Origin of the sequence: Lentzea waywayandensis (genome assembly GCF_900115955.1) — a bacterium.
In the GTDB taxonomy this organism is placed as follows: domain Bacteria; phylum Actinomycetota; class Actinomycetes; order Mycobacteriales; family Pseudonocardiaceae; genus Lentzea; species Lentzea waywayandensis.
In genome coordinates this window covers 230,841-252,794 of sequence record NZ_FOYL01000004.1, presented here as the reverse complement: position 1 = coordinate 252,794, position 21,954 = coordinate 230,841, and the positions used below count along the sequence as shown (strand labels likewise).

The 21,954-nt window shown below is 68.6% G+C and carries 27 protein-coding genes and 1 tRNA gene; 14 read left to right on the top strand and 14 right to left on the bottom strand.

Annotated features, from left to right (window positions below; genetic code table 11):
- Positions 1 to 9: 9 nt before the first annotated feature.
- On the bottom strand, positions 10 to 237 hold the full coding sequence (locus BM417_RS16870; RefSeq protein ID WP_143138676.1) for a hypothetical protein: 228 nt from the start codon (positions 235 to 237) through the stop codon (positions 10 to 12).
- Positions 238 to 640: 403 nt separating this feature from the next.
- Between BM417_RS16870 and BM417_RS16865 the strand changes: the two genes are divergently transcribed.
- Positions 641 to 1,204 carry an SMI1/KNR4 family protein gene (locus BM417_RS16865; RefSeq protein ID WP_143138675.1) on the top strand — a complete coding sequence of 188 codons (564 nt, stop codon included), beginning with the start codon at positions 641 to 643 and terminating at the stop codon, positions 1,202 to 1,204.
- Between the two features lie 90 nt (positions 1,205 to 1,294).
- On the opposite strand, the gene BM417_RS16860 is transcribed toward BM417_RS16865, so the two are convergent.
- Positions 1,295 to 1,368 (bottom strand) — tRNA-Pro (locus tag BM417_RS16860).
- Positions 1,369 to 1,387: 19 nt separating this feature from the next.
- On the bottom strand, positions 1,388 to 2,341 hold the full coding sequence (locus BM417_RS16855; RefSeq protein ID WP_093594444.1) for a metallophosphoesterase: 954 nt from the start codon (positions 2,339 to 2,341) through the stop codon (positions 1,388 to 1,390).
- Positions 2,342 to 2,409: 68 nt separating this feature from the next.
- Here BM417_RS16855 and BM417_RS16850 point away from each other — a divergent pair, with 68 nt between their 5' ends.
- Positions 2,410 to 2,880, top strand: coding sequence for a GatB/YqeY domain-containing protein (locus BM417_RS16850; protein ID WP_093594441.1), 471 nt, complete (start codon positions 2,410 to 2,412; stop codon positions 2,878 to 2,880).
- 43 nt (positions 2,881 to 2,923) lie between these two features.
- On the opposite strand, the gene BM417_RS16845 is transcribed toward BM417_RS16850, so the two are convergent.
- Positions 2,924 to 3,640, bottom strand: coding sequence for an HAD-IA family hydrolase (locus BM417_RS16845; protein ID WP_093594438.1), 717 nt, complete (start codon positions 3,638 to 3,640; stop codon positions 2,924 to 2,926).
- 52 nt (positions 3,641 to 3,692) lie between these two features.
- On the opposite strand from BM417_RS16845, the gene BM417_RS16840 reads away from it, so the two are divergent.
- Positions 3,693 to 4,337 (top strand): GntR family transcriptional regulator, encoded by a 645-nt coding sequence (locus tag BM417_RS16840; RefSeq protein WP_093594435.1) that lies wholly within the window; start codon positions 3,693 to 3,695, stop codon positions 4,335 to 4,337.
- Positions 4,338 to 4,340: 3 nt separating this feature from the next.
- Here BM417_RS16840 and BM417_RS16835 read toward each other — a convergent pair whose 3' ends face one another.
- Entirely contained in the window at positions 4,341 to 6,776 is a 2,436-nt protein-coding gene (locus BM417_RS16835; protein WP_093594432.1) for a penicillin-binding protein, read from the bottom strand.
- Between the two features lie 237 nt (positions 6,777 to 7,013).
- On the opposite strand from BM417_RS16835, the gene BM417_RS16830 reads away from it, so the two are divergent.
- Entirely contained in the window at positions 7,014 to 7,304 is a 291-nt protein-coding gene (locus BM417_RS16830; RefSeq protein WP_089908081.1) for a WhiB family transcriptional regulator, read from the top strand.
- An 11-nt stretch (positions 7,305 to 7,315) separates the two neighbouring features.
- On the opposite strand, the gene BM417_RS16825 is transcribed toward BM417_RS16830, so the two are convergent.
- From BM417_RS16825 to BM417_RS16815, 3 genes are read right to left on the bottom strand one after another with little or no spacing between them, the layout of a single operon-like run.
- Positions 7,316 to 8,440, bottom strand: coding sequence for an ArsA family ATPase (locus tag BM417_RS16825; protein WP_093594429.1), 1,125 nt, complete (start codon positions 8,438 to 8,440; stop codon positions 7,316 to 7,318).
- Positions 8,437 to 9,429, bottom strand: a complete 993-nt coding sequence (locus tag BM417_RS16820; protein ID WP_093594426.1) for an ArsA-related P-loop ATPase — start codon at positions 9,427 to 9,429, stop codon at positions 8,437 to 8,439. Before BM417_RS16820 ends, BM417_RS16825 begins: the two co-directional genes overlap by 4 nt.
- Positions 9,430 to 9,473: 44 nt before the next feature.
- The gene (locus BM417_RS16815; protein ID WP_093594423.1) at positions 9,474 to 9,725 is read right to left on the bottom strand and encodes a hypothetical protein; all 252 of its coding nucleotides are present in this window, start codon (positions 9,723 to 9,725) and stop codon (positions 9,474 to 9,476) included.
- Positions 9,726 to 9,793: 68 nt separating this feature from the next.
- On the opposite strand from BM417_RS16815, the gene BM417_RS16810 reads away from it, so the two are divergent.
- From BM417_RS16810 to BM417_RS16795, 4 genes are read left to right on the top strand one after another with little or no spacing between them, the layout of a single operon-like run.
- Positions 9,794 to 9,949, top strand: coding sequence for a DUF4177 domain-containing protein (locus BM417_RS16810; protein ID WP_089950120.1), 156 nt, complete (start codon positions 9,794 to 9,796; stop codon positions 9,947 to 9,949).
- Complete coding sequence (locus tag BM417_RS16805) at positions 9,946 to 10,401, top strand: RidA family protein (RefSeq protein WP_093594420.1); 456 nt, start codon at positions 9,946 to 9,948, stop codon at positions 10,399 to 10,401. The genes BM417_RS16810 and BM417_RS16805 overlap by 4 nt, the downstream gene beginning before the upstream one ends.
- A 1-nt stretch (position 10,402) precedes the next feature.
- Positions 10,403 to 11,005 carry a hypothetical protein gene (locus BM417_RS16800; RefSeq protein ID WP_093594417.1) on the top strand — a complete coding sequence of 201 codons (603 nt, stop codon included), beginning with the start codon at positions 10,403 to 10,405 and terminating at the stop codon, positions 11,003 to 11,005.
- Between the two features lie 11 nt (positions 11,006 to 11,016).
- Complete coding sequence (locus BM417_RS16795) at positions 11,017 to 12,147, top strand: hypothetical protein (RefSeq protein WP_093594414.1); 1,131 nt, start codon at positions 11,017 to 11,019, stop codon at positions 12,145 to 12,147.
- On the opposite strand, the gene BM417_RS16790 is transcribed toward BM417_RS16795, so the two are convergent.
- Positions 12,141 to 12,950 (bottom strand): MBL fold metallo-hydrolase, encoded by an 810-nt coding sequence (locus tag BM417_RS16790; protein ID WP_245821959.1) that lies wholly within the window; start codon positions 12,948 to 12,950, stop codon positions 12,141 to 12,143. The two genes, BM417_RS16795 and BM417_RS16790, sit on opposite strands and share 7 nt — an antisense overlap.
- A complete protein-coding gene (locus BM417_RS16785; RefSeq protein WP_177320465.1) occupies positions 12,947 to 13,750 on the bottom strand; it encodes an NUDIX hydrolase in 804 nt (267 codons plus the stop codon). The genes BM417_RS16790 and BM417_RS16785 overlap by 4 nt, the downstream gene beginning before the upstream one ends.
- Positions 13,751 to 13,789: 39 nt before the next feature.
- Here BM417_RS16785 and BM417_RS49205 point away from each other — a divergent pair, with 39 nt between their 5' ends.
- Both BM417_RS49205 and BM417_RS16780 read left to right on the top strand, forming a co-directional pair.
- Entirely contained in the window at positions 13,790 to 14,146 is a 357-nt protein-coding gene (locus BM417_RS49205; protein ID WP_245821958.1) for a hypothetical protein, read from the top strand.
- Positions 14,147 to 14,160: 14 nt separating this feature from the next.
- On the top strand, positions 14,161 to 15,051 hold the full coding sequence (locus tag BM417_RS16780; protein ID WP_245821957.1) for a Gfo/Idh/MocA family protein: 891 nt from the start codon (positions 14,161 to 14,163) through the stop codon (positions 15,049 to 15,051).
- 4 nt (positions 15,052 to 15,055) lie between these two features.
- Here the strand turns inward: BM417_RS16780 and BM417_RS16775 are convergent, their stop codons facing one another.
- A complete protein-coding gene (locus BM417_RS16775) occupies positions 15,056 to 15,466 on the bottom strand; it encodes an HIT domain-containing protein (protein ID WP_245821956.1) in 411 nt (136 codons plus the stop codon).
- A gap of 68 nt (positions 15,467 to 15,534) precedes the next feature.
- Here BM417_RS16775 and dnaN point away from each other — a divergent pair, with 68 nt between their 5' ends.
- A complete protein-coding gene (gene dnaN / locus BM417_RS16770; protein ID WP_093594405.1) occupies positions 15,535 to 16,626 on the top strand; it encodes a DNA polymerase III subunit beta in 1,092 nt (363 codons plus the stop codon).
- A gap of 56 nt (positions 16,627 to 16,682) precedes the next feature.
- Here the strand turns inward: dnaN and BM417_RS16765 are convergent, their stop codons facing one another.
- The 3 genes from BM417_RS16765 to BM417_RS16755 all read right to left on the bottom strand — a co-directional run bounded on the left by BM417_RS16765 (position 16,683) and on the right by BM417_RS16755 (position 19,885).
- The gene (locus BM417_RS16765; RefSeq protein ID WP_093594402.1) at positions 16,683 to 17,930 is read right to left on the bottom strand and encodes an MFS transporter; all 1,248 of its coding nucleotides are present in this window, start codon (positions 17,928 to 17,930) and stop codon (positions 16,683 to 16,685) included.
- An 858-nt stretch (positions 17,931 to 18,788) separates the two neighbouring features.
- Complete coding sequence (locus BM417_RS16760) at positions 18,789 to 19,463, bottom strand: Crp/Fnr family transcriptional regulator (protein ID WP_030477589.1); 675 nt, start codon at positions 19,461 to 19,463, stop codon at positions 18,789 to 18,791.
- Between the two features lie 182 nt (positions 19,464 to 19,645).
- The gene (locus BM417_RS16755; RefSeq protein WP_093594399.1) at positions 19,646 to 19,885 is read right to left on the bottom strand and encodes a hypothetical protein; all 240 of its coding nucleotides are present in this window, start codon (positions 19,883 to 19,885) and stop codon (positions 19,646 to 19,648) included.
- 136 nt (positions 19,886 to 20,021) lie between these two features.
- Between BM417_RS16755 and nth the strand changes: the two genes are divergently transcribed.
- From nth to BM417_RS16740, 3 genes are read left to right on the top strand one after another with little or no spacing between them, the layout of a single operon-like run.
- Complete coding sequence (gene nth / locus BM417_RS16750) at positions 20,022 to 20,729, top strand: endonuclease III (RefSeq protein WP_245822020.1); 708 nt, start codon at positions 20,022 to 20,024, stop codon at positions 20,727 to 20,729.
- The gene (locus BM417_RS16745) at positions 20,726 to 21,289 is read left to right on the top strand and encodes a TlpA family protein disulfide reductase (protein WP_093594396.1); all 564 of its coding nucleotides are present in this window, start codon (positions 20,726 to 20,728) and stop codon (positions 21,287 to 21,289) included. Before nth ends, BM417_RS16745 begins: the two co-directional genes overlap by 4 nt.
- Positions 21,286 to 21,945 (top strand): NUDIX hydrolase, encoded by a 660-nt coding sequence (locus BM417_RS16740; protein ID WP_093594393.1) that lies wholly within the window; start codon positions 21,286 to 21,288, stop codon positions 21,943 to 21,945. Before BM417_RS16745 ends, BM417_RS16740 begins: the two co-directional genes overlap by 4 nt.
- Positions 21,946 to 21,954 lie beyond the last annotated feature (9 nt).

Genomic DNA, 21,954 nt, shown 5'->3' with positions numbered 1-21,954 from the left:
GTGCCGAGCCTATTGCCGGCCGAGCTCCTCCTCGAAGATCCGGTCGACCTGCCGCGAAGCCCGCGACAATGCCCTGACCGCGATGAAGACCACGATGAAACCGACGGCGACCACGGCCGTCACCCAGGCAGAAGTGAGCATGTAAACAATCCCCAGGGACTGCAACACCACAATTGCTTTGGCCACTACGACGATCCACGACCGATGAGAAGCATTGGCGGCGGAGGCGGAGTCCATCACTGACATCTCCCGACTTATTCAACGGCGGCTGAACCACAGCCTTCGTCGTTTGGATCAAGTCTCCCGTTACGCAACGTCAGTTGAACCGTCAACCTTCACTCGTAAGGGTTAACGCTACGTGGTCGTTCCGTATAATTTGATCCAGAACGATGGCGCAGTGTCATGCAACGACGGTGGCGTCTACGGCTGCTCGTGTCGAGGTGCGTCACACGATCGGGTGGCTTATCGGGAACGTTGATGACTTTTCGCGGTGATCGCGAAGGACCTTCGACCCTGTGTGCGAAGGGACCTTCTGGTCGACTTGTCGACAAACAAAAGGCGAGACAAATTCAAGGCCGAAAGGAATTGTGCTGAGGGGCCGAGGGAGCTGTGTCGCGCGTCACTCGGGATGATCTGGCGCGTGAACTGGACCCGAGCCGACGCCTGGCTCCGCTCTCACGCGCCCGAGTTGCACGCCAAGTTCCTGCCTCCGGCCACCGCAGCAGACGTGGCGGCCGCCGAGGAGGCGATCGGTGCGCCTCTGCCGGCCGACCTGGCGGCGTGGTGGACGGCGTGCGGCGGGCTGGAGGAGGCGGACTACGCCCCGCTCGTTCCGGAGTTCTACAGTCCGTTCGGCGTCGGCCGGGCGCTGGAGGTCCGCGAGATGACGATGCGGATCCGGCGCGAGGTCGCGGTCGACCCGCGGGTCGGGGACGTCGACAGCTACGAGGCGCGCAAGCTGGGTGAACCCGCCGGGTCGCTCATCGGGGACCTGTGGCTGCCGCTCTTCGTCCCGATCGCGGTCAGCGCGTCCGGCAGCTATCTGTTCGTCGATCTCCGCGAGGGGCCGCTTCACGGGTGCGTGATGCCGTTCGACAACGTCGAGGGCGCGGACGAGGAACCGCTCTGGGAGAACGTCGCCGCGATGCTCGCCGGGGTGGCCGAGTGGCTTGAGGGCGACTTCCTCGCCGAGTGGCGGCCATGAGGTTCAGGAGTTGTTCTCCCGGAACAACCGCAAAAACAAATCAGCTCCCATTCGCATTTCTGCGAACAGGAGCTGATTTGTGTTATTCAATCGGGGTGACAGGATTTGAACCTGCGACCTCTTCGTCCCGAACGAAGCGCGCTACCAAGCTGCGCCACACCCCGGCTGGGAACATGTAGAACTCTACATCATGTCCGCGCCAGCTCCGAATCGGACCCCCTCATTTCGCCCCTGACCAGGCGTAACGGGTCGCGGAACCAAGGTCAGCAGGGAAGCCTCCGGTGGGCAGCAGAACCGCACCGGCGCGTACGGCGAAGTGCCCATGCCGGCGGACACGTTCATCCACATGTGCGAACCCCAGCGCGAAACTCCGCGGGCGCGGCCGCGGTCCAGTTCGCAGTTCGTCACGACTGCGCCGTAGAACGGGATGCGCAGTTGGCCGCCGTGGGTGTGGCCGGCCATCACGAAGTCGTAGCCGTCGGCTGCGAACGGGTCCAGCACGCGCGGCTCCGGGGAGTGCGTGACGCCCAGCCTCAAAGCGGCACTGGGATCCGGGGCGCCTGCGATGTCGGCGTAGCGGTCGCGCTTCAGGTGCGGGTCGTCGAGGCCCGCGCAGAAGATGGCCTGGCCGTTCACCATGATGGTCTTGCGCAGGTGGGTGAGGTCTTCCCAGCCTCGCTCGATCATGCCGGCGCGCAGGTCGCGCCACGGGAGCGTCACGCCGTGGATTCGCTTGGTCTTGGCGGACGGCAGCAGGTAGCGGACCGGGTTCTTGAGCCTCGGCGCGTAGTAGTCGTTGCTGCCGAAGACGAACACGCCCGGCTTGTCGAGCAACGGGCCGAGCGCGCGCAACGTGCCGGGGACGGCGTCCTTGTGCGCGAGGTTGTCGCCTGTGTTGACCACGAAGTCCGGGTTCAGGTCGGCCAGGGCGGCCACCCAGCGCTGCTTCGACACCTGGTTCGGCGTCATGTGCAGGTCCGAGATGTGCAGCACGCGGATCGGCTTGGCTCCGGGGGACAGGACCGGCACCGTGGCGGTGCGCAGGGTCCAGTGCCTTCTCTCGATTCCCGCCGCGTACGCGACGGTCGCGGCGCCGAGAGCGGTCGTGGCGAGGAGGGCGCGGCCCAGCTTGTTCACGCGTCAAGGGTACGGAAGGCCGTTAACTCGATCGGCGCGGCATCCGGAGGGCGGTACCGTTCTGCGCCATGGCGGACTTGAAGACGCGACTGAAGAACGACCTGACTGTCGCGATGAAGGCACGGGAGACCGTCACGGCCGGTGCGTTGCGAATGGCGCTCACGGCCGTCACGAACGAGGAGGTCTCGGGCAAGCAGGCCCGTGAGCTCTCCGACGACGAGGTCGTGAAGGTCCTCGCGCGCGAGGCGAAGAAGCGCAAGGAGGCGGCTGAGGCCTTCGACGGTGCCGGGCGGGCCGAGAAGGCCGACCTGGAGCGTCAGGAGCTCGCCGTGCTGGAGATCTACCTCCCCAAGCAGCTCGACGACGCCGAGCTGGCGTCCATTGTGGACAAGGCGTTCGACGCTGTCGCCGTGCAGCTCGGTGAGGCGCCGGGGCAGAAGCAGATGGGCCAGGTCATGAAGGCCGTCAACGCCGAGGTCGCCGGGCGCGCCGAGGGTGGCCGGGTGGCCGCCGCGGTGAAGGCCAAGCTCGCCGGCTAGAACGCAGTGCCGCAGCGGTGGACGACCGCTGCGGCACCCCAACTCAGAACGTCTTGTCGACCGCGTCCGCGAACTCGCCCATCGACCCGAACTCCAGGTCGTAGCTGAAGTCACCGGACGGCTCCGGCGTCGCGCCCCAGCCCGGCCGGTCGCGCCGCCGGTTGATCCACACGGACGGCAGCCCCTCCCGCTTGGCCGGAACGTGGTCGTGGAACAGGCTCTGCGCCACGTGCAGCAGCTCCGAGCGCTCCACGCCCAGCGAGCCCAACTCGCGATCCAGCGCCCGGAAGTGGTTCTCGGCGGGCTTGTACGCGCCGACGTCCTCCGCGGTGATGATCGCCGCGAAATCCCCGCGCAGCTGCCGGTTGCTGCCCGCGAACCCGGCGCGGTGCACGTTCGACAGAATGATCAGCTGGTAGTGGGAAGCCAGGCGTGCCAACGCATCCGCGGAGTCGGGGAACGCAGGCCAGTCCGGCACCGAGTCACCCAGCCGGCGTGCCCACTCGTCGCTCACCTCGCGCCCCAGGGCGGAGCCCATGAGCCGAAAAGCGGACGCCAGCACCTCCGGATAGAGCGCGGACGGTGTCGCCGCCTGCACGGCCGCCTCCTGAGTCCCGTACGCGAGCAGCAGTTCCTCGTCGGACAGTGAGAGCCCCTGTTCGCGCGCCCACGGTGACAGCACCGCGGCGATGCCGGTCTCCCAGTCGATGAGCGTGCCGTAGCAGTCGAAGCTGAGCGCCTTGAACGCTGTCAGGTCCATGGGTCGAACTGTAGTACAGTTCAACTGTAGGGCAACCCGTTAAACTGGCCACATGTCAGCCCTCGACGGCCTCGAAGTGCGCCGCACCACCACGGCCCAGCAGCTGGCCGACGGCCTCTCCGAACGGATCATGGCCGGCGCTTTCGGCCCTGGTGACAGGCTCAGGGAGAGCGCGATCGCGGCCGAGCTCGGCGTCGCGCGCAACACCATCCGCGAGGCCGTCCGGATCCTGGAGCTGACCGGCCTGGTCCGCTACGAGGTCAACCGCGGCGCCGTCGTCATCGCGCCCACACCGGAGAAGATCGAGGCGCTCTACACCGCCCGCGAACGCCTGGAGACCGCCGCGATCGCGCGCACCCCGCGTCCGGAGCAGCTGAAAGCGATCACCACAGCGTTCGACGACCTGCGCGAAGCCGCCCGGACCGGCCACGGGATCGTCGACCGCGACCTCGCGTTCCACCAGCAGATCGTCGCGCTGCTCGACAGCACGAGGCTGGACGAGTTCTTCGCCTCGCTGACCAAGGAACTGCGCTTCTACCTCACGGTCCTGAGCAAGTCCGAGACGCCGGAGGAGGTCGTGGCGGAGCACGAGGCCATCGTCGAAGCCATCCGTCTCGGCGACCGCGACAGGGCGGTCGCCGAGATCCGTGCTCACGTCGATGTGAGCGTCCAGCGCCTCAAAGCGATGCTCGCCTGAGCGCTACCGGGGTTCGGGTTCGGTCGGCAGCGTTATCGGTGGCGGCTCGTTCGGGTTGCCGGGGTTGGGCGGGGGCTGCGTCGGCGGCGGCTCCGTTGCCACCGGCGGCGGCACATAACCCGAGCTCACCGACAGGTTGATCACCGTGCCGCGCAACGCGTTGCCGCGCGGCGACTGGCTGACGACCGTGCCCTTCGCCCTCTCCGAGTTCACCGACTGCTGGCTCACCTTGTAGCCGGCCTGCTCCAGGATCCGCACGGCGTCGTTGGACTGCTTGCCCACGACGTCGGGCACCTGGATCTCGCGGCCGCCCTTGAGATAGCGCTGCTCCACCTGCGGAAGCTGGGCCACCGGCATGTTCGCGTGCATCTTCGTCATCGTCTCGAACCACGTCTTGGCCGGGATCGTGCCGCCGAAGATGTTGCCGTTGCCACACAACCGGGGTGCGCCGCCGATGCAGATCGGGCGCGGGTTGGTGCCGTCGTTGAACGTCTGAACGGCGCCCGCGAAGTCCGGGGTCGCGCCGATGAACGCCGCCGACTTGTACTCCTCGGTGGTGCCCGTCTTGGCGATCATCGGGCGGGTCCACTTGGCGGCACGGGCGGCGGCCGCGGCGGTGCCGTTGCCGACGTCGTCCTTGCTCATGCCGACGGCGAGGCCGTTCGCGAGACCTTCGGCGACGACCTGCTCACACGGCGCCTCGTTCAGCGGTACGGCCTTGCCGTTGCGGTCCAGCACCTTCGCGATCGGCGTGGGCGGGCACCACTTGCCGCCGCTCACGATGGTCGCGACGACGTTCGCGAGCTCCAGAGTGGACACCGGCGCCGGTGAGAGCGTGAAGGACGCGTTGCCGCCGTTCTGCTTGTAGAACTCGGTCTGCGAGATGCGGTTCTGCTTGTCCTTGGCCTTCGGGTCCGGCCGCGTGCCCTGCAGGTTCGTCGCCATCGTCTCGCGCATTCCCAGGCGTGAGGCCATGTCCACGACCGCGTCCATGCCGGTCTGCTCCTCCAGGATCACGAAGCCGGTGTTCGGCGAGGTCGCGAGGGCCTGCTGCAGCGTCATCGAGGACGGGTAGCTCGAGTCGAAGTTCGACAGGCAGTACCAGCGCGTGCCGGGCTCACCGGTGCTCGGGCAGCGCTGGGCGCCACCTTTGAAGACCCTGGAGGTGTGCGACGTCGGCGTCGGGATGACGTTCTCGATGCCGAGACCCTTCTCCAGCGCGGCCGCGGCCGTGAAGACCTTGTAGATCGAGCCGGCGCCGAACTTGTTCTCCACGCCGCTGGGCAGGTCGTACGTGGTCTGGCGCAGGTCGGACTTCAGGCCGTAGTCGCGGTTCGCGACCAGCGCGAGCACCTCGTGGCGTTCCTTGCCGGGCTTCACGATCGCCATCGTGTTCGCGATGCCGTCGGTGCCCTTGCCGACGCCGGCCTCCGCCGCGGCCTTCGCCTGCGACGTGGCTGCTCTGTCCAAAGTGGTCTGAATGGTGTAACCGCCGGTGCGCAGCTGTTCCTCGCTGAAACCCGCGCGCTGCAAGTAGTTCACGACGTACGAGCAGAAGAAGCCGTTTTCCGGACCGGCGCCGACACAACCGTTCGGCGGGGTGCGGACCGGAGTCGCGAGACCCAGGCCTTCCTTCTTCGCCGCCTCACCCGCGTCGCGCGACAGCTTGTCGTTCTCGACCATCCGGTCGATCACTTTGTTGCGCCGCTCCAAAGCTTTGTCCGGATACGCTTCGGGGTCGAGTGCTGACGGACTGTTCACCATTCCCGCGAGCATCGCTGCCTGCGGAACCGTCAACTTGTCCGGAGTCGTGCTGAAGTAAGCCTGCGCGGCCGCCGCGATGCCGTAAATGGTCGAACCGAATGGAACGACGTTGAGGTACCGGGCGAGGATCTCCTCCTTGCCGAGCTTTCGCTCCAGCTGCAACGAGATCCGGGCCTCGCGCATCTTGCGCGCGATGGTCTGCTCCTGGGCCTTGGCCTGCTCCAGCTTGTTGTTCCGCGCGACCACGTGGACCAGGTAGTTCTTGACGTACTGCTGGGTCAGCGTGGAGGCGCCCTGCGACACCGAGCCGCTGACCTGGTTCGTCAGCCCCGCTCGGATCGTGCCCTTCCAGTCCACGCCCTGGTGCTCGTAGAACCGGCGGTCCTCGACCGAGATCAGCGCCGCCTTCATGGTCGGCGAGATCTTCTCGGGAGGTGTCAGGACTCTGTACTGGTCGAACAGGTAGGCGATCGGGGCGCCGTCCTTGTCCGTGACCGTGGTGATCAACGGGGGATCCGTCGTCACCAGGTCGGCCGAGATGCTGTCCACAGTGTCGCTGGCTCTGTTCGAGACGAGGCCTGTCGCACCCACGACTGGGAACAGCATGCCGGCGAGGAGAACCCCAGCCAGCAGGCACAGGCCGAGCATCTTGAGCACGCCATTCCTGACTCGCACGCGGGTCAGCGTACGCCGTACACGAACGGGTGAAGGTGATCAGTAAGTGCCGTTACTCAGCATGAGTAGACATACGCAAGACAGGTAACAGTCGGGTGACCCAGGCTTGGACAGGGAACCGAACAGCACTACAGTCCGTCAACGTCCAAGGAATGCAGCCGTGGCTCGAACGCTACGGCATCCGTGGCAGGGGTGTGGCGGATTTCCACATTTGGACAGCACTGAGGAGTGGGGGATATGAACCAGGGGGATTGGCGTATCAACGCTTCGTGCCGTGACGAAGAGCCGGACCAGCTCTTCGTTCGAGGTGCGGAGCAGCGCAAGGCGAAGCTCGTGTGCCTGGGATGCCCGGTGCGCATGGAATGCCTGGCCGAAGCGCTGGACAACAAGATCGAGTTCGGGGTCTGGGGAGGCATGACCGAGCGCGAACGCCGTGCTCTGCTGCGCCGCCGTCCGGACGTGGACTCGTGGTTCGAGCTGCTCGACAACGCACGTCAAGAGCACGTCGAAGACACGAGGGTCAGCTAGGCGCTGCGCGCCTATTCGCCGGCGAGTCGACGACCTATCTCCCGAAGGCCGTCGAGGTCGTGCACGTCAGCAGGCAATGCGGGCACGCCGACCAGCGCCACGCCGGGGTGAGCACGCGTGAACCGGGCCAGCAGCCGCTTCTCACGATCGGCCACTGCCACCCGGTCCGCGTGCAGCCGGAGCACTGCCGCGGCGAGCGGCGCGTCACCGGAGCGGTCCAGGTCATCCGCTGCGGCGACCGCCTTCGCCGCGGGCAGATCCCCCGCGAGCACGGGATGGGTCCTGTTCGCGACGAGCCCGCACAACGGCATGTTCTCGGCGCTGAGCCGTTCCACGAAATAGCTCGCTTCGCGCAATGCGTCTGGTTCCGCCGCCGCTACCACCACGAAACCGGTTCCGGGCGAGCGGAGCAGTTCGTACGTGCGCTGTGCGCGTTCGCGGAATCCGCCGAACATGCTGTCGAACGCCTGAACAAAAGTTGACGCGTCCTGCAACAGCTGGCCACCGACGATCGTCGACACGGCGCGGGTGAAAAGGCTGAAACCGGTTCCGACGATCTTGAGCAGCCCGCGGCCGCTCGCCCGTGCCGGAGCCGACAACATCCTGATGAACCTGCCGTCGAGCACCGTCGACAGCCGCTGCGGCGCGTCCAGGAAGTCGAGCGCGGACCGGCTCGGCGGGGTGTCGACGATGATCAGGTCCCACTCGTCCTGCGCCACCAGCTGGCCCAGCTTCTCCATCGCCATGTACTCCTGCGTGCCGGAGAACGACGAGGAAATGGTCTGGTAGAAGGGGTTCGACAGGATCTGGTCGGCCCGGTCGCGGCCCGCGTGGGTCAGCACCATGTCGTCGAACGTGCGACGCATGTCGAGCATCATCGCGAACAGCTCGCCCTTGGGCTCGAAGCCGTCGACGACGACCTCGCGCGGTTGGTTGTCCAGTTCCCGCAGGCCCAGCGACTGCGCGAGCCGCCGTGCCGGGTCGATCGTCAGCACGACCACGCGTCTGCCGCGTTCGGCCGCGCGCAACCCCAGCGCCGCCGCGGTCGTCGTCTTGCCCACGCCGCCGGAGCCGCAACAGACCAGTACGCGCGTCGCCAGGTCGTCGAGCAACGGGTCGAACTCGAGCTTGGTCATCGGACACCCGCCGCGACCAGCGCCTCGGCCAGTTCGTACAGCGCGGCCACGTCCACCCCGTCCGTCAGGTCCGGCAGCTCCAGCGTCGGCAGGTCCGCCTCGGAGAGCAACTCGTTGGCCTCCTGCTGCGACTGCACCCTGATGGCATGCTCCACCGTCTCGTCGACCAAACCTTCGAGCGTGAACTCGTCGAGGTCGAGCCCGGCCGCCTTCAGCCCCGCGCGCACCCGTGACTCGTCGAGCCTGCCCTCGGCCGCGACCGGCAGCGAACGGGCGGGCAGCCGGACCGGCTGGACCCGGTTCACCAGCACCGCGCCGGGTCGCAGGTCGGCGCCGTCCAGTTCGGCGACGGCGTCCAGGGTCTCGCGCACCGGCATCTCCTCCAGCAGCGCCACCAGGTGCACCGCCGTGTCGCCGGAGTGCAGCAGCCGCACGACGCCCTCGCTCTGCCCCTTGATCGGCCCGACCTTGGCGAGGTCGGCCATGGCCTTGGTGACGTCGAGGAACTTGACCACGCGGCCGGTCGGCGGCGCGTCCAGCACGACGGCGTCGTAGAGGTGGCGGCCGTCCGGCCCGGTGCGGTTCACGCACTCCTTGACCTTGCCGGTCAGCAGGACGTCGCGCAGGCCGGGCGCGAGCGTGGTCGCGAACTCGATCGCGCCCATCTTGCGCAGCGTCCGTCCCGCGAAGCCGAGGTTGTAGAACATCGCCAGGTACTCGAGGAGCGCGGCTTCCGCGTCGATCGCGAGCGCGTGCACCTCACCGCCGCCCGGCGCGGACGCGATCCGTTCCTCGGAGTAGGGCAGCGGGGCCCGGTCGAAGAGCTGGGCGATGCCCTGCCGGCCCTCGACCTCGATCAGCAGCACCCGGCGGCCACCGGTGGCGAGCGCGAGCGCCAGCGCGGCCGAGACCGTCGTCTTGCCCGTGCCGCCCTTGCCGGAGACCACGTGCAGACGGGCTCGGGTCAGCTCCTCGGTCCACGACGTCACATGTCCAGACTATGTGTGAAATCGGTCGAACGTGGACTGGTCGGTCAATCGACCATGGTGAGGAAGAGAACGGCGATGGCCGTCGCGGCGACCAACGCCCACGCGACGACCGAAGGAAGCCACAGCGCGATGCTGGCCGTGACCACGGCGACGACCACGAGGCCGATCAGCCCGGCCTGGAGGACCTCCGTGCGCCGGCTGTGCTTGCGATCACGTACCTGGGCCATGGCGACGAGCACCAGCACCAGCCCACCCGCGGCGAACAGGCTGGTGGCGATGATCCGCCAGGTCTCCATGTGATCAAGGTAGCCCGAAGTGCGAGAACCGCGCAGAGGTCGATCGGGTGGCAAGTTAGGCTCCGCGCATGACGAAGTGGGAGTACGCGACCGTGCCGTTGTTGATCCACGCCACGAAGCAGATCCTCGACCAGTGGGGCGACGACGGCTGGGAGCTGGTCACCGTGCTGACGAACCCGACGGGTGAGCAGCACGTCGCGTACCTGAAGAGGGCGAAGGCATGAGCACCTGGAGCAACCGCCTGAAGGAGCTCGGCATCGAGCTTCCCGGCGTCGCGGCCCCGCTCGCCGCCTACGTGCCCGCCACGCAGAGCGGCCCGTGGGTGTTCACCTCCGGCCAGCTGCCGTTCGTCGAGGGCAAGCTCCCCGCCACCGGCAAGGTCGGCGCCGAGGTCTCCCCGGAGGAGGCCAAGCAGTACTCCGCGACGTGCATCCTCAACGCTCTCGCGGCCGTCCACGCGCTCGTGGGGATTGACTCGATCAAGCGAGTCGTGAAAGTTGTCGGGTTCGTGGCCTCCGCCGAGGGCTTCACGGGACAGCCTGGTGTCATCAACGGCGCCTCCGAGCTGCTCGGCGAGATCTTCGGCGACGAGGGCAAGCACGCCCGGTCGGCCGTGGGGGTCGCAGAGCTGCCGATCGGCGCTCCAGTGGAGATCGAACTGATCGTCGAGGTGTGACATGTCGGACACGTGCCACGAACTGCTGCTCAGGCTCGCCGGACGCCTTCCGGACGACCTGCTGTGGCGGTACCGGGACTGGGCGGCTTCGGACGCGTACGCGGTGCTCGCGCGGTCGCTGCCGCGCACGCTGCTGCACGGACGCGTCCCTCTGACTGATCACGAACTGCGCCTTTTGCAGGACGCGCTGGTGCCCTACGGGGCGGAACCCGGTGCTGTCAGTTCGGTCAAAGGGCTGGACGAACTGCCACCCACCGACTACACCTTTTCTCCGGAATCACCCGATCGGGTGCCGATGGGAGATTCCGCGACCGTCGTTCTCGGTGCCACGCTGCGAGGCCGGCACGGGGTCGGGGAAGTTCGCTCCTGCTGGCGCATCGGTCCCTCCGGGATCAACCGCGTCCTGCTGGTGGCGGCCACCACCGGCCACGCCCGGCTGACCGGTGAGTTGCAGCGTGTTCTGCGGGCGTTGGGCGAGCACGACCCGTGTGTCGAGGTCGTCCCGTCCGGCATGGACCTTCCGCCCTACCACCGGGCGGCGTTGGCGGCATCGGAGCTGGTGTGTGCCGGCGCCGAGTCCGAGGAGCACCTGGTGCTCAGCTAAGGAGAGTTGACGTGACGAACGACGGTGTCGGCCTGCCGGTCCGTCTCCACGATCTCCTGCTGTCGATGGCTGGGCGGATCGACGACGCCGCCCTGTCGCAGGCCCGCGAGTTCCTCGCGGTCGGAGAACTGGACCGCTCGATCGAGCTGCTCCTGGGCACGCTCCTCGCGGGCAACATCCCGGTGCTGCCGGACGAGCGCGCGGCCATCACGTGGATCCTCCACGAGGTCCGCTCGGACGCGGCGCTGACCGACCGCCTGCCGGTGGTCGAGATGCTGCCGTTCATCAGGCACCGCTTCACCTCCGAGACCGACCCGGCCTCGGACATCGCGGGCGATCTGGCCCGCGCGGTGTCGGTGCTCCCGGACATCCGCTCGGTGCGGTGCGTCTGGCGTTCGTCGCCCACGGGCTCCACGCCCGGCCCGTTGCCACAGCGGGTCGTGCTGGTGGACATCGGTCCGCAGGGCTTCGCGCCCGCGACCGCCTACCGGGTCGACTCGGTGCTGCGCAAGGCCGGCGTCCGCGCCGCGGTCGAGGTGCTGACCACCGGTGTGCAGCTCAGCGACTACCACGCGTCCGCCGTGACGTCGTCGATGGCGGTGCCGATCTCCGGCGCTCCCGCCCCGATGATGGCCGACCACGTCTCCCAGCAGCAGCAAGCCTGGTTCGACCAGCCGGCCGAGGAGCTTCCCGCTCCGGCGCCGGTGGCCGAGCCGACACCGGCGCCGGAGCAACTGGAAGAGACCGGCTCACGACGCACACGTTCCGCACCGACGGCGCTGGAGGGCTCGCAGCCCTTCCCGCCCAAGCCCGTGAAGCGCATCCCGATGGCCTCCGCGGAGCCCGAGATCGAGACGCTTCCCGAACCCGTCCCGATCAACCGGGCCGAGATCACCACCGAGCTCAAGGCCGACGAGTTAGCGGCCCTGCAGGCCGCTCTCGCGGAGCCCGCCGAGCCGTCCTCCGTGGACGCGAACCTCAGCGAGCGCGAGCGGGCTCTGTTGCAGCAGCTGCACGAGGAGCTGGCGCAGCGGGAGCAGACGGGTGCGAAGGGACCTGACAGCGGTCGCTGGCAGATCGACAGGTCCTCGTCGCGTCAGTCGGCGTTCGGGGCGACGAACAACGGCCACCTGCCTCAGTAGCCGGTCCGCAGGTACTCCAGCTGGGCCCGCACCGACCACTCGGCGGCGGGCCACAGCACCCTGTCCACGTCCGCGTAGACGACCTCGACGACCTGTCGTGGGGTCGGTGCGCCGCCCAGCGCCTCCACCGCTTTGCGGATCTGTTCCAGGCGTTGCGTGCGGTGAGCGAGGTACATCCGTGCGGCTTCTCCGGCGTCCGTGAGCTCAGGGCCGTGGCCGGGCAGCACCGCGGTGTGCTCCGGCAGTTCGGCGAGCAGCTTGAGAGAGTCGAAGTAGTCGCCGAGCTTGCCGTCCGGGTGGGCCACGATCGTCGTGCCGCGGCCCAGGACCGTGTCGCCGGTCAGCACGGCCTCGCCGTCGATCACGAAGCACAGCGAGTCGCTGGTGTGGCCGGGCGTGCCCAGGACGCGGAGCTCCAGGCCCGCGCTGGTGATCACGTCGCCGTTGCCGAGGCCCTCTGAGCCGTAGGTGAACGTCGGGTCGAGCGCGCGCACCGGAGCCTTGACCAGCTCACCGAACTGGCGGGCGCCCTCGGAGTGGTCCGGGTGGCCGTGGGTCAGCAGGATCTCGGCGATCGGGCCGACTGCCGCGATGCGCTTGAGGTGCGCGTCGTCGAGCGGGCCGGGGTCGACGACGACGTACGACGTCGCGTCCGGTGCCTTGAGCAGCCACGTGTTGGTGCCGTCGAGCGTCATCGGCGACGGGTTGTCGGCCAGCAGCACCGCGGCGTGGTCCGTGACCTGGCGGAGCTCGCCGTAGAGGGGGTGCTCGGCGCGGGCGCCGATCAGCGGGGAGCCGCTCACTGGAACACCACTCGGATCACGTCGCCGTCGCGGATCAGCTTGGGAATGATCTTCTCGACGCTGCGTTCCTCGGCCATGACCTTCTCCACGCTGCCGAGAGCGCCCACCTCGTCGAGGGTGCGCCAGGTCGGCGGCATGAGCATCCGACGGCCCTCCTGGGCGTCTTCGATGGCCTCTGCGGGTGTTTGCCAGGCCGCGTCGGAGGCCTCGGTCGTCTCGCCGTCGGCCTTCTGGCCGGACGGCAGGGCGGCGACGAAGAAACGGGTGTCGTAGCGGCGGGGCTCCTCGTACGGGGTGACCCAGTTCGCCCACGGCCGCAGGAGATCCGTGCGCAGGACGAGGCTCTCGGCGGCGAGGAACTGGGCCAGGGAGATCTCGCGGTCCACCAGCTGCTGACGAGCCTTCGCGAACGCCGACGTGTCCGCGACGACGGAGGTGGCGTCGGGCCCTGCGAGCAGGACGCCGGACTCCTCGAACATTTCGCGCACGGCCGCGCACACGAACGCGCGGGCCGTCCCCTCGTCGACGTCGAAGATCTCGGCCCACCACCGCGGCGGCGGACCCGTCCACGCGACGGACGTGTCGGCGTCGCGCTGGTCGACGCCACCTCCGGGGAAGACCGTCATGCCGCCCGCGAACGCCATGCCCTTCACGCGGCGCAACAGGAAGGCTTCGAGGCCCTCGGCGCCGTCGCGGAGCAGGACCACGGTGACGGCGTCCCGTGCCACGGCGGGCTGATCGGGTTGGGAGACGCGCGATGCGGGTACCAGGTTTCCCGGCAAGGTCATGTCGTCGGGCATCCTCCGAGCGTACGACCGCGCTAACCCGAGGATGGTGTGATGGCGACGAAGGTCTCCGGTTGTCTGGTGCAGACCCTGCTGTTCCTGCTCGGCGCCGTGCTGGGCACAGGCCTGACCGCGGTGGCGGGCGTGGTGATGTTCGTGCCGGACCGCACGACCGTGATCAGCGTGGATCCGACTTCCAGCTCGCCGGGCGTGTACGTGAAGAAGGTCGAACAGCTCGTGGGCGGCACCCACTACGAGATCTGGCTGGGTCCGACGCCGGACCGCGGCCACGTGGTGACCGTGCCGGGTGGCTGGGATCACGACCCGCGGCGGGAGTCGAGCGACACCGGCATGCGCCTGAAGTTCGACAACGGGGGCGAGATCTTCGTCCCCAAGGCCAGTTACTCCTGAGGCAGGATGTGCGAGTGGACGAACAGCTGCGCGTAGGACTTGTCGGTGCGGGCCCGTGGGCCGAGATGATCCACGCACCCGGCATCGCGAACCATCCGGGAACGACGCTGACCGGCGTGTGGGCGCGACGCCCGGAAGCGGCGGCCTCGCTGGCCGCCACCTTCGGCGCGGAACCGTTCGAGGACTACACCGCGATGCTGTCCACTGTGGACGCCGTCGCGTTCTGCGTGCCACCGGGCGTGCAGGGCCCGATGGCGATCGAGGCCGCGCGTGCGGGCAAGCACGTCGTGCTGGAGAAGCCGATCGCGGAATCCGTCGAGGTGGCCGAGGAGCTGGCTGCCGCGGTCGCCGAAGCCGGCGTGGCGTCCCTGGTCGTCCTGACCCGCCGCTACGCCCCGGAGACGAAGGAGATGCTGGCCCAGCTGCACCGCACCGGCGGCTGGACCGGCGCCGACAGCCGCTGGATCTCCGGCGCGCTGCTGGACGGCCCGTTCTCGAACTCCCCGTGGCGGCACGACAAGGGCGCTTTGGACGACGTGGGCCCGCACGCGTTCGACCTGCTGGACGCGGCTCTGGGCGAGATCACCGACGTGCTGGCGGCGAACGTCACGGACACGGGCCTGTGGCAGCTGATCCTGCAACACGCCGGCGGCGCCACCAGCACCGTCTCCCTGTGTCTCTCCCTGCCGATGCAGCCACCGTTCGCGGACTTCACCGTCTTCGGGGTGAACGGCCACCGCACCCTGACGAACCGGGACACGCCCGCGCTGGAGTGCTTCACGAACCTGCTCGACGACTTCGTGGCGATGGCGGACAGCGGCACGACCACGCACGAGTGCGACGTGCGGCGGGGGCTGCACCTGCAGCGGATCATCGACCTGGCGCGCCGCAAGGCAGGCGCCTGAGGCCTCACTGGAAGTGCGGGCGGAGCTTGGCGCACAGCTCCGCCGCATCACCCCGAGGCGCCCCGGCCCACTCCACCTCGGTCCACGCCAGTTCGTCCGGCGTCCCTCGATGCCGGACGAACACGTGCTGGTGAAAGTGCGCCACGGACCGCCCGGCCACAGCCGAGAACACGAACTCCGGATCCAGCTCGGCCCGCAGCCCGACCGCCGCCAGCCGCACCGCCCGCGCGACGGCCTCCGCCTCGGCCACGGTGAGCAAGTCCAGGGCGGCCACGTGCCGGCGCGTCTCCACGAACAGGTACCCCAGCACCTCACCGGGCCGGTGCGACACGACCACCAGGTCGTCGGCGAACACCACCGGACCGGCCAGCGGTCCCGAACCGAGATGCTTCGCGCAGATCAGGCACTCGTCCACGACTTCGCTCCCTCCAGCCAGAACCAGGGCGTCCAAAATTGTCAGGGGTGCCCGCTAGCGTCCAGAACATGGACCTCACCGCCACGACAGCCGAGCTCGCCGGTGCCGCCGCCGAGGTGGCGCGGCTGCTGCCGACCCGCGTGCTCGACCCGGTGCTGGCCGGCCTTCGCCTGAAGGCCGGGATGGACGTGGAGGTCGCGGGCAGCGACCAGGAACACGGTGTGCGCCTGAGCGTCAACGCGACGGTGCACACCGAGGGCGAGGTGCTCGTGCCGGCGAAACCGCTGGCCGCGACCCTTCAGGCGCTCGACGATCCGCAAGTGCGGCTCAAGGTCGAGGGGCAGCGGCTGGCCATCCGCACGCCCACGTCGAGGTTCGCGATCCCGCTCCTCGACCTCGCCCACCACCCCGGTGTCCCGGCGCTGCCGGCGCTCCAGGGGCACGTGGACGCCGCCAGGCTCAGGACCATCGCGGCGGTCGCGGGGGCGGCGAGCAAGGACGACGCGTTGCCGATTTTCACCGGCATCCGGATCCAGTCGGACGCCCACAAGCTGCACTTCATGGCCACCGACCGCTACCGCATGGCCTACGCCACACTGCCGTGGGAACAACATGGTCAACTCGACCTGTTGGTACCTGCGAAGGCCATCGTCGAGGCGGCCCGGCAAGCGACGAACCAGGTAGCCCTGCACGCGAACGAGGACCGCATCGGCCTCGCCTGGGGCCACAACTCGATCTCCACCGCGCTCCTGGCCGCTCCGTTCCCGGACGACCGCGCGCGCCGACTTCTGGAGGCAGTCATCGACAGCACGGTGCTCGTGGACGCGGACGCGTTAGCTCGCGCCGTCCGCAGAGCCACGCCCTACGGCGGCCCGCACCAGGCCGTGACCATCCAGGTCGAGGACTCCGAGATCCGGGTCAAGGGCAGCGACCCGCAGCAGGGCGAGTCGGAGGAGTTCGTCAAGGCCACGGTCGAGGGCGACCGGCTGACCAAGACGTTCCAGGCCCGCTACCTCGCGGACGCGCTGAAGGCGTTCGCAGGCCGCCGGATCGAGCTGAAGATCCAGGACGGCCTGCGTTCGACGGTGCTCACGTCGACGCCGGGCGAGGACGGCGTCGAGCTCACCTACCTCGTCGTGCCGATGCGTTCGGTGGCTTAGAGCCGACGAAGGGCCCGGAAGCGAAAGCCTCCGAGCCCTTCCGAGAACGAGCCGGCTCAGCGAGCCGCAAGCTCCATCTCGGACCGCACCGGTACCTCGGCGGGCACGCCGCGCTGCACAGTGCCGCGCAGCAGCCAGACCGCCAGCGCGATCAGCAGCCCGGCGATGCCCGAAGCGATGAACGCCGGCCGCGTGCCGAAGTGCTCGATCAGCTGACCGGACAGGCCCTGGCCGATGGCGAGGCCGACGGTCACCGAGGTGATCACCCAGCCGAACGCCTCCGCGGCCATGCCGTTCGGCGTGACCTGCTCGATCGCCGCCGAGTGGGCGGTCGACTGCGGCGTGATCAGCGTGCCGACCAGGAACAGCGCGACGCCCAGACCGATCAGCGTGGCCGGGATCGCCAGCAGGAACGCCAGCAGCGCGAAGCCGCCCAGCAGCACCGGCAGACGCAGGTGCATCGGACGCGGCCACGGGCGCATGCCGTACAGCACGCCGAAGATCACCGAGCTGATCGACCACAGCGACAGCATCAGGCCGCCCATCGAGGCGTGGCCCGCTGCCTTCGCGAACGCCGGCACGGCCACCTCGACGAAGCCGATGGTCACACCGAAGCCGAGCGCGGCCAGCGCCACCGTGCGCATGCCGGGGTAGGCGAACGCACCGAGCAACGGGCGCGGAGCCTGGACGACCGGGCCCCAGGCGCGCACGACCGGGTTGAACGCGAACCACAACGCGCCCACGACCATCAGCGCAGAACCGACGAGAACACCGGTGCCCGCCCACGGCGCGGCCAGCAGCAGACCGGCGAGACCCGGTCCGAGGATGAAGAAGACCTCCATGCTGATCGCCTCATAGGCGTAGCCCGCCATCCGCGTCGGGCCCGCGGGGACCATCCGCTCCCACAGCGCACGCGAAGCCGAGCCCACCATCGGCTCGGTGGCGCCGACGCCGAGGGCCAGTGGGACCAGCGCGAACACCGACGCGCCCGCCTCGACGGCGAGCACGGAGACGGTGACGAAGAAGGCGAAGAGTCCGGTCACCGCGAGCAGCGGGCGGGTGGGACCGAAGCGGTCCATCAGCCGGCCCTGCACGACGGAACCGAGAGCCACACCCGTCAGCGCCGCCGCCGAGACCATGCCGGCGACCGCGAACGATCCCGTCGCGCGCTCGACGTAGAGCAGCAGCGAGAGCCCGACCATCGCGATGGGCAGGCGGGCGAGCAGCGACGCGACCACAGGTCCGCGCATGCCGGGGGTCGTCAGGGCAGCGCGGTAGTCGGAGAGACGGGCGGAGTGGGACATGTGTACCAGTATGCCAAAGTTGGTACGGATGTACCAGATCGGGTGCGCAGGGTCACGATGGTTGCGATTGGGTCACGGGAATGGGATGACCGGGTGAAACATGCAACGAATCGGCCACACACGAGGTCCTTGAGGGTGAAAGGGCTTGAGCAGTCGGGGTGCCGACATGCGAAAGTTGACTCACCAACCGAGACCAACCTCTGGCTTGAGGGTCGGGGCCTGCGCGCCAGAGGGAGGGAAGGCACGGTTCGTCGGGGGATGAGCTGTGCACACAGAGGACCGGTGCGCCACGTCGGGGGTGGCGCCCGGTCCTCTGTGTTTTTGGTCGCTGCTCCGCAGACTCCGGCTCGTTCGCCGAGTAGCTGGTCATCCGTCCGCCGCTTCGCCCTGATTGGGCTTCGCCGAATCACGACGAAGAGGCGAACGGATGACCAGCGCGAACTCGCGGATGCCTGGCGCGCTAAGCGGCCATCCTTGGTGTGCTCGCGGTGCCTGGCGCGCTTGGCGGCGATCCGTGGCGAACTCGCGGATACCTGGTGTGCTTGGCGGCGATCTGTGGCGTGCTCGCGGTGCCTGGCGCGCTTGGCGGAGAGCCGTGGCGTGCTCGCGGTGCCTGGCGCGCTAGGCGGCGATCCGTGGCGCGCTAAGCGGAGATCCTTGGCGTGCTCGCGATGCCTGGCGCGCTAGGCGGAGAGCCGTGGCGCGCTCGCGATGCCTGGCGCGCTAGGCGGCGATCCGTGGTGTGCTCGCGGTGCCTGGCGCGCCGATCGGCGCTCCGTCGCGTGCTTGTGGCCTGCACGCGCACGGAGCCCCGTTGACTGCCCGGGGCTCCGTTGCGTTTCGTGCTCTGCGTTCTGACTAGCGGGCGCGGCGCGCGAGGCGCTCCGGGTCCAGGATCAGCACGCTCTTGCCCTCCAGGCGCAGCCAGCCGCGGTGCGCGAAGTCGGCCAGAGCCTTGTTCACGGTCTCGCGGGACGCGCCGACGAACTGGGCGATCTCCTCCTGCGTCAGGTCGTGCGTGACGCGGAGCAGACCGGCCTCCTGCGAGCCGAAGCGCTGCGCGAGCTGCAACAACGCCTTGGCGACGCGGCCGGGCACGTCCGTGAAGATCAGGTCGGCCAGCATGGAGTTCGTCCGGCGCAGCCTGCGGGCCAGGGCCCTCAGCAACTGCTCGGCGATCTCCGGCCGGTTGGTGATCCACTGTCGGAGCGCGGGGCGGTCCATGGACACCGCGCGCACCTCGGTCACCGTCGTCGCAGTCGACGTGCGGGGGCCAGGATCGAAAATGGACAGTTCGCCGAACATGTCGGAGGGCCCGAAGATCCCCAACAGATTCTCGCGGCCGTCCGGCGACTTGCGGCCGATCTTCACCTTGCCGGACTGGATGATGTACAGGCGATCGCCCGGCTCACCCTCCGCGAAGATCACGTGGCCACGCGGGAACTCCACCGTCTCCAGGGTCGTCGCCAGCGCCTCTGCAGCCGCCGGGTCCACCCCCTGGAAGATGCCCGCTCGCGCCAGGGTCTCGTCCACCTCGTCCCTCCTAATCGACGCGACGGCACGCCTACCACCATCTTTGGTGGAGTCAGCGCCGTGCCGCCGATCACTGCGTTGCAGTCTAAGGGCTCTCTTGTGGATCGCCGCTCGGCTCGCCGTCTTACTAGGAACAACCCGACTGGCTCGATCCAGAAGCCCAACGAGCCAGCTTACGCCATCTAGCGGACGCGCTTGCGCGTGCCACCGCGGCCGCGGCGACGGAGGCGGAACATGTCAAGGGCGCGACCGATGCCGTGTCCGTAGAGCGCCTTGACCTCTTCAGGCCTGGCGGACTCCAGGAACTCCTCGACCTCGTTCTCCTGCACGGCGACGTGCCGGAGCTTCGCTTCGACGCGCTCCATGAAGAGCGCGAAGAACATGATCACGATCGGAACGACGATCACAAACCAGGCAGTCATGATGCTCCGAAGTCTGGCGCATGAGGGATTCGAGTGCGGATCTAGGGGGTGGGTCCGGCGTGTTGACTACTCTGGATCAGTGCCCGCAACCAAGAAACCGGAAACCAAACTCGGCCTGACCCGCAGGGCCCGCCGGATGGTGCGCGTGCTGGCCGAGGGATACCCCGACGCGCACTGCGAACTGGACTTCACCACGCCGCTCGAGCTCGTCGTGGCGGTCATTCTGTCCGCGCAGTGCACCGACAAGAAGGTCAACGAGGTCACTCCCGCGCTCTTCGCGAAGTATCCGACGGCCGCCGACTACGCCGGCGCCGACCGGACGGAACTCGAAGAGATGCTCCGCCCCACCGGTTTCTTCCGGAACAAGGCAACGTCTCTTATGGGTCTCGGTGCTGCCCTTGTGGAGCAGCACGACGGTGTGGTTCCCGGCAACATGGAGGAGCTGGTCAAGCTCCCTGGTGTAGGACGCAAGACGGCCAACGTGGTTCTCGGCAACGCGTTCGATGTGCCCGGGCTCACAGTCGACACCCACTTCGGCCGCCTCGTGCGCCGCTGGGGCTGGACCGATCTCGAGGACGCCGTCAAGGTCGAGCACGCCATCGGTGAGCTCATCGAGAAGCGCGACTGGACCATGGCCTCGCACTGGATCGTCTTCCACGGCCGCCGCGTCTGCCACGCCAAAACCCCTGCGTGTGGGGCCTGTCTGCTGATGAAGGACTGCCCGTCGTACGGCCTCGGACCGGAAGACCCGGACAAAGCGGCCAAGCTCGTGAAGGGCGACGAGAAGCCCCACCTGATCGAGCTCGCCGAGCGAGTACGGGCCGGTGAGAAGCTAGGAGGGTGAACAACCGCACGCGCTGGCTCGCCGTCGTGCTCGTCCTCGGCGTGGCGGGCGTCGTGGCGCTGTGGCCTCGTGACGAATCACCGCCGCCACCGCCCACGTCCGCCCGCCCGACGCAGGACATCGCCGCGTTGCGCGCGCAGGCCCAGCTCCGGCCGTGCGTGCCGGGGGCTGAGGGCGGCGTGGGCGTGACGTGCCTCGGCGACGGCACCCGGACGGACCTCGCGCTGAAGGGCCCGCTCCTGATCAACTTCTGGGCGACCTGGTGCCAGCCGTGCCAGGAGGAGCTGCCCGTGCTGGAAACCTATGCGAAGCAACCAGGTGCCGTGCCGGTCGTCCCAGTTCTTGTGCAGAGCAGGGACGCGGACGGCCTGGAACTGCTCGCCCGCCTCGGCGTGCGGTTGCCGTCCGTGCACGACGAGGCCGATGAACTGCGCAAGCGAGTCAAGGCGCCGATAACGCTTCCCGCTACGTATTACGTATCAGCGGACGGTCAGGTCCGGCAGATCACCGATCCGCCGTACTTCACCGCGCCGGAACAGGTGGAGAAGGCGGTTCGATGACGGAGGCGACAGAGCCACCCGACTGGATGCAGGGCCTGACCAAGGCGACCGGGGAGATCGACGCACGAACGTTCATGCGCGACCCCCGCCCGCCGGCGCGTGCCTATCGCAAGGCGTCGGTGCTCATGCTGTTCGGGGAGTCCGAGGAGCACGGGCCCGACATCCTGCTGCTACGCCGTTCGGACACGCTGGGCTCGCATCCGGGTCAGGTCGCGTTCCCCGGCGGCGCGTGCGACGACACCGACGACGGGCCGGTGGGCACGGCATTACGCGAGGCTTACGAGGAGACCGGTGTACTTGAGTCAGGAGTGAGACCACTTGCTTTGCTGCCGGAGCTGTACGTGCCGGTGTCCGGGTTCGTGGTCACGCCTGTGCTCGCCTACTGGGAACAGCCGAGTCCCGTCGCACCAGTCGATCCGGCGGAGACCGCCGCGGTCGCTCGGGTGCCGGTCGCGCACCTCGCCGATCCTGCCAACAGGTTCCGGGTGCGTCACCCCGCGGGTTACGTCGGAGCGGCCTTCTCCGCGCCGGGCATGCTGGTGTGGGGATTCACCGCGGGGTTGATCAACGGCCTGATCGCACTCGGCGGCTGGGAACAGCCGTGGGATGCGACCGATGTGCGTGACCTTGAACTAGCGTTGCGCGCTACACAGTGAGGCGGAGGT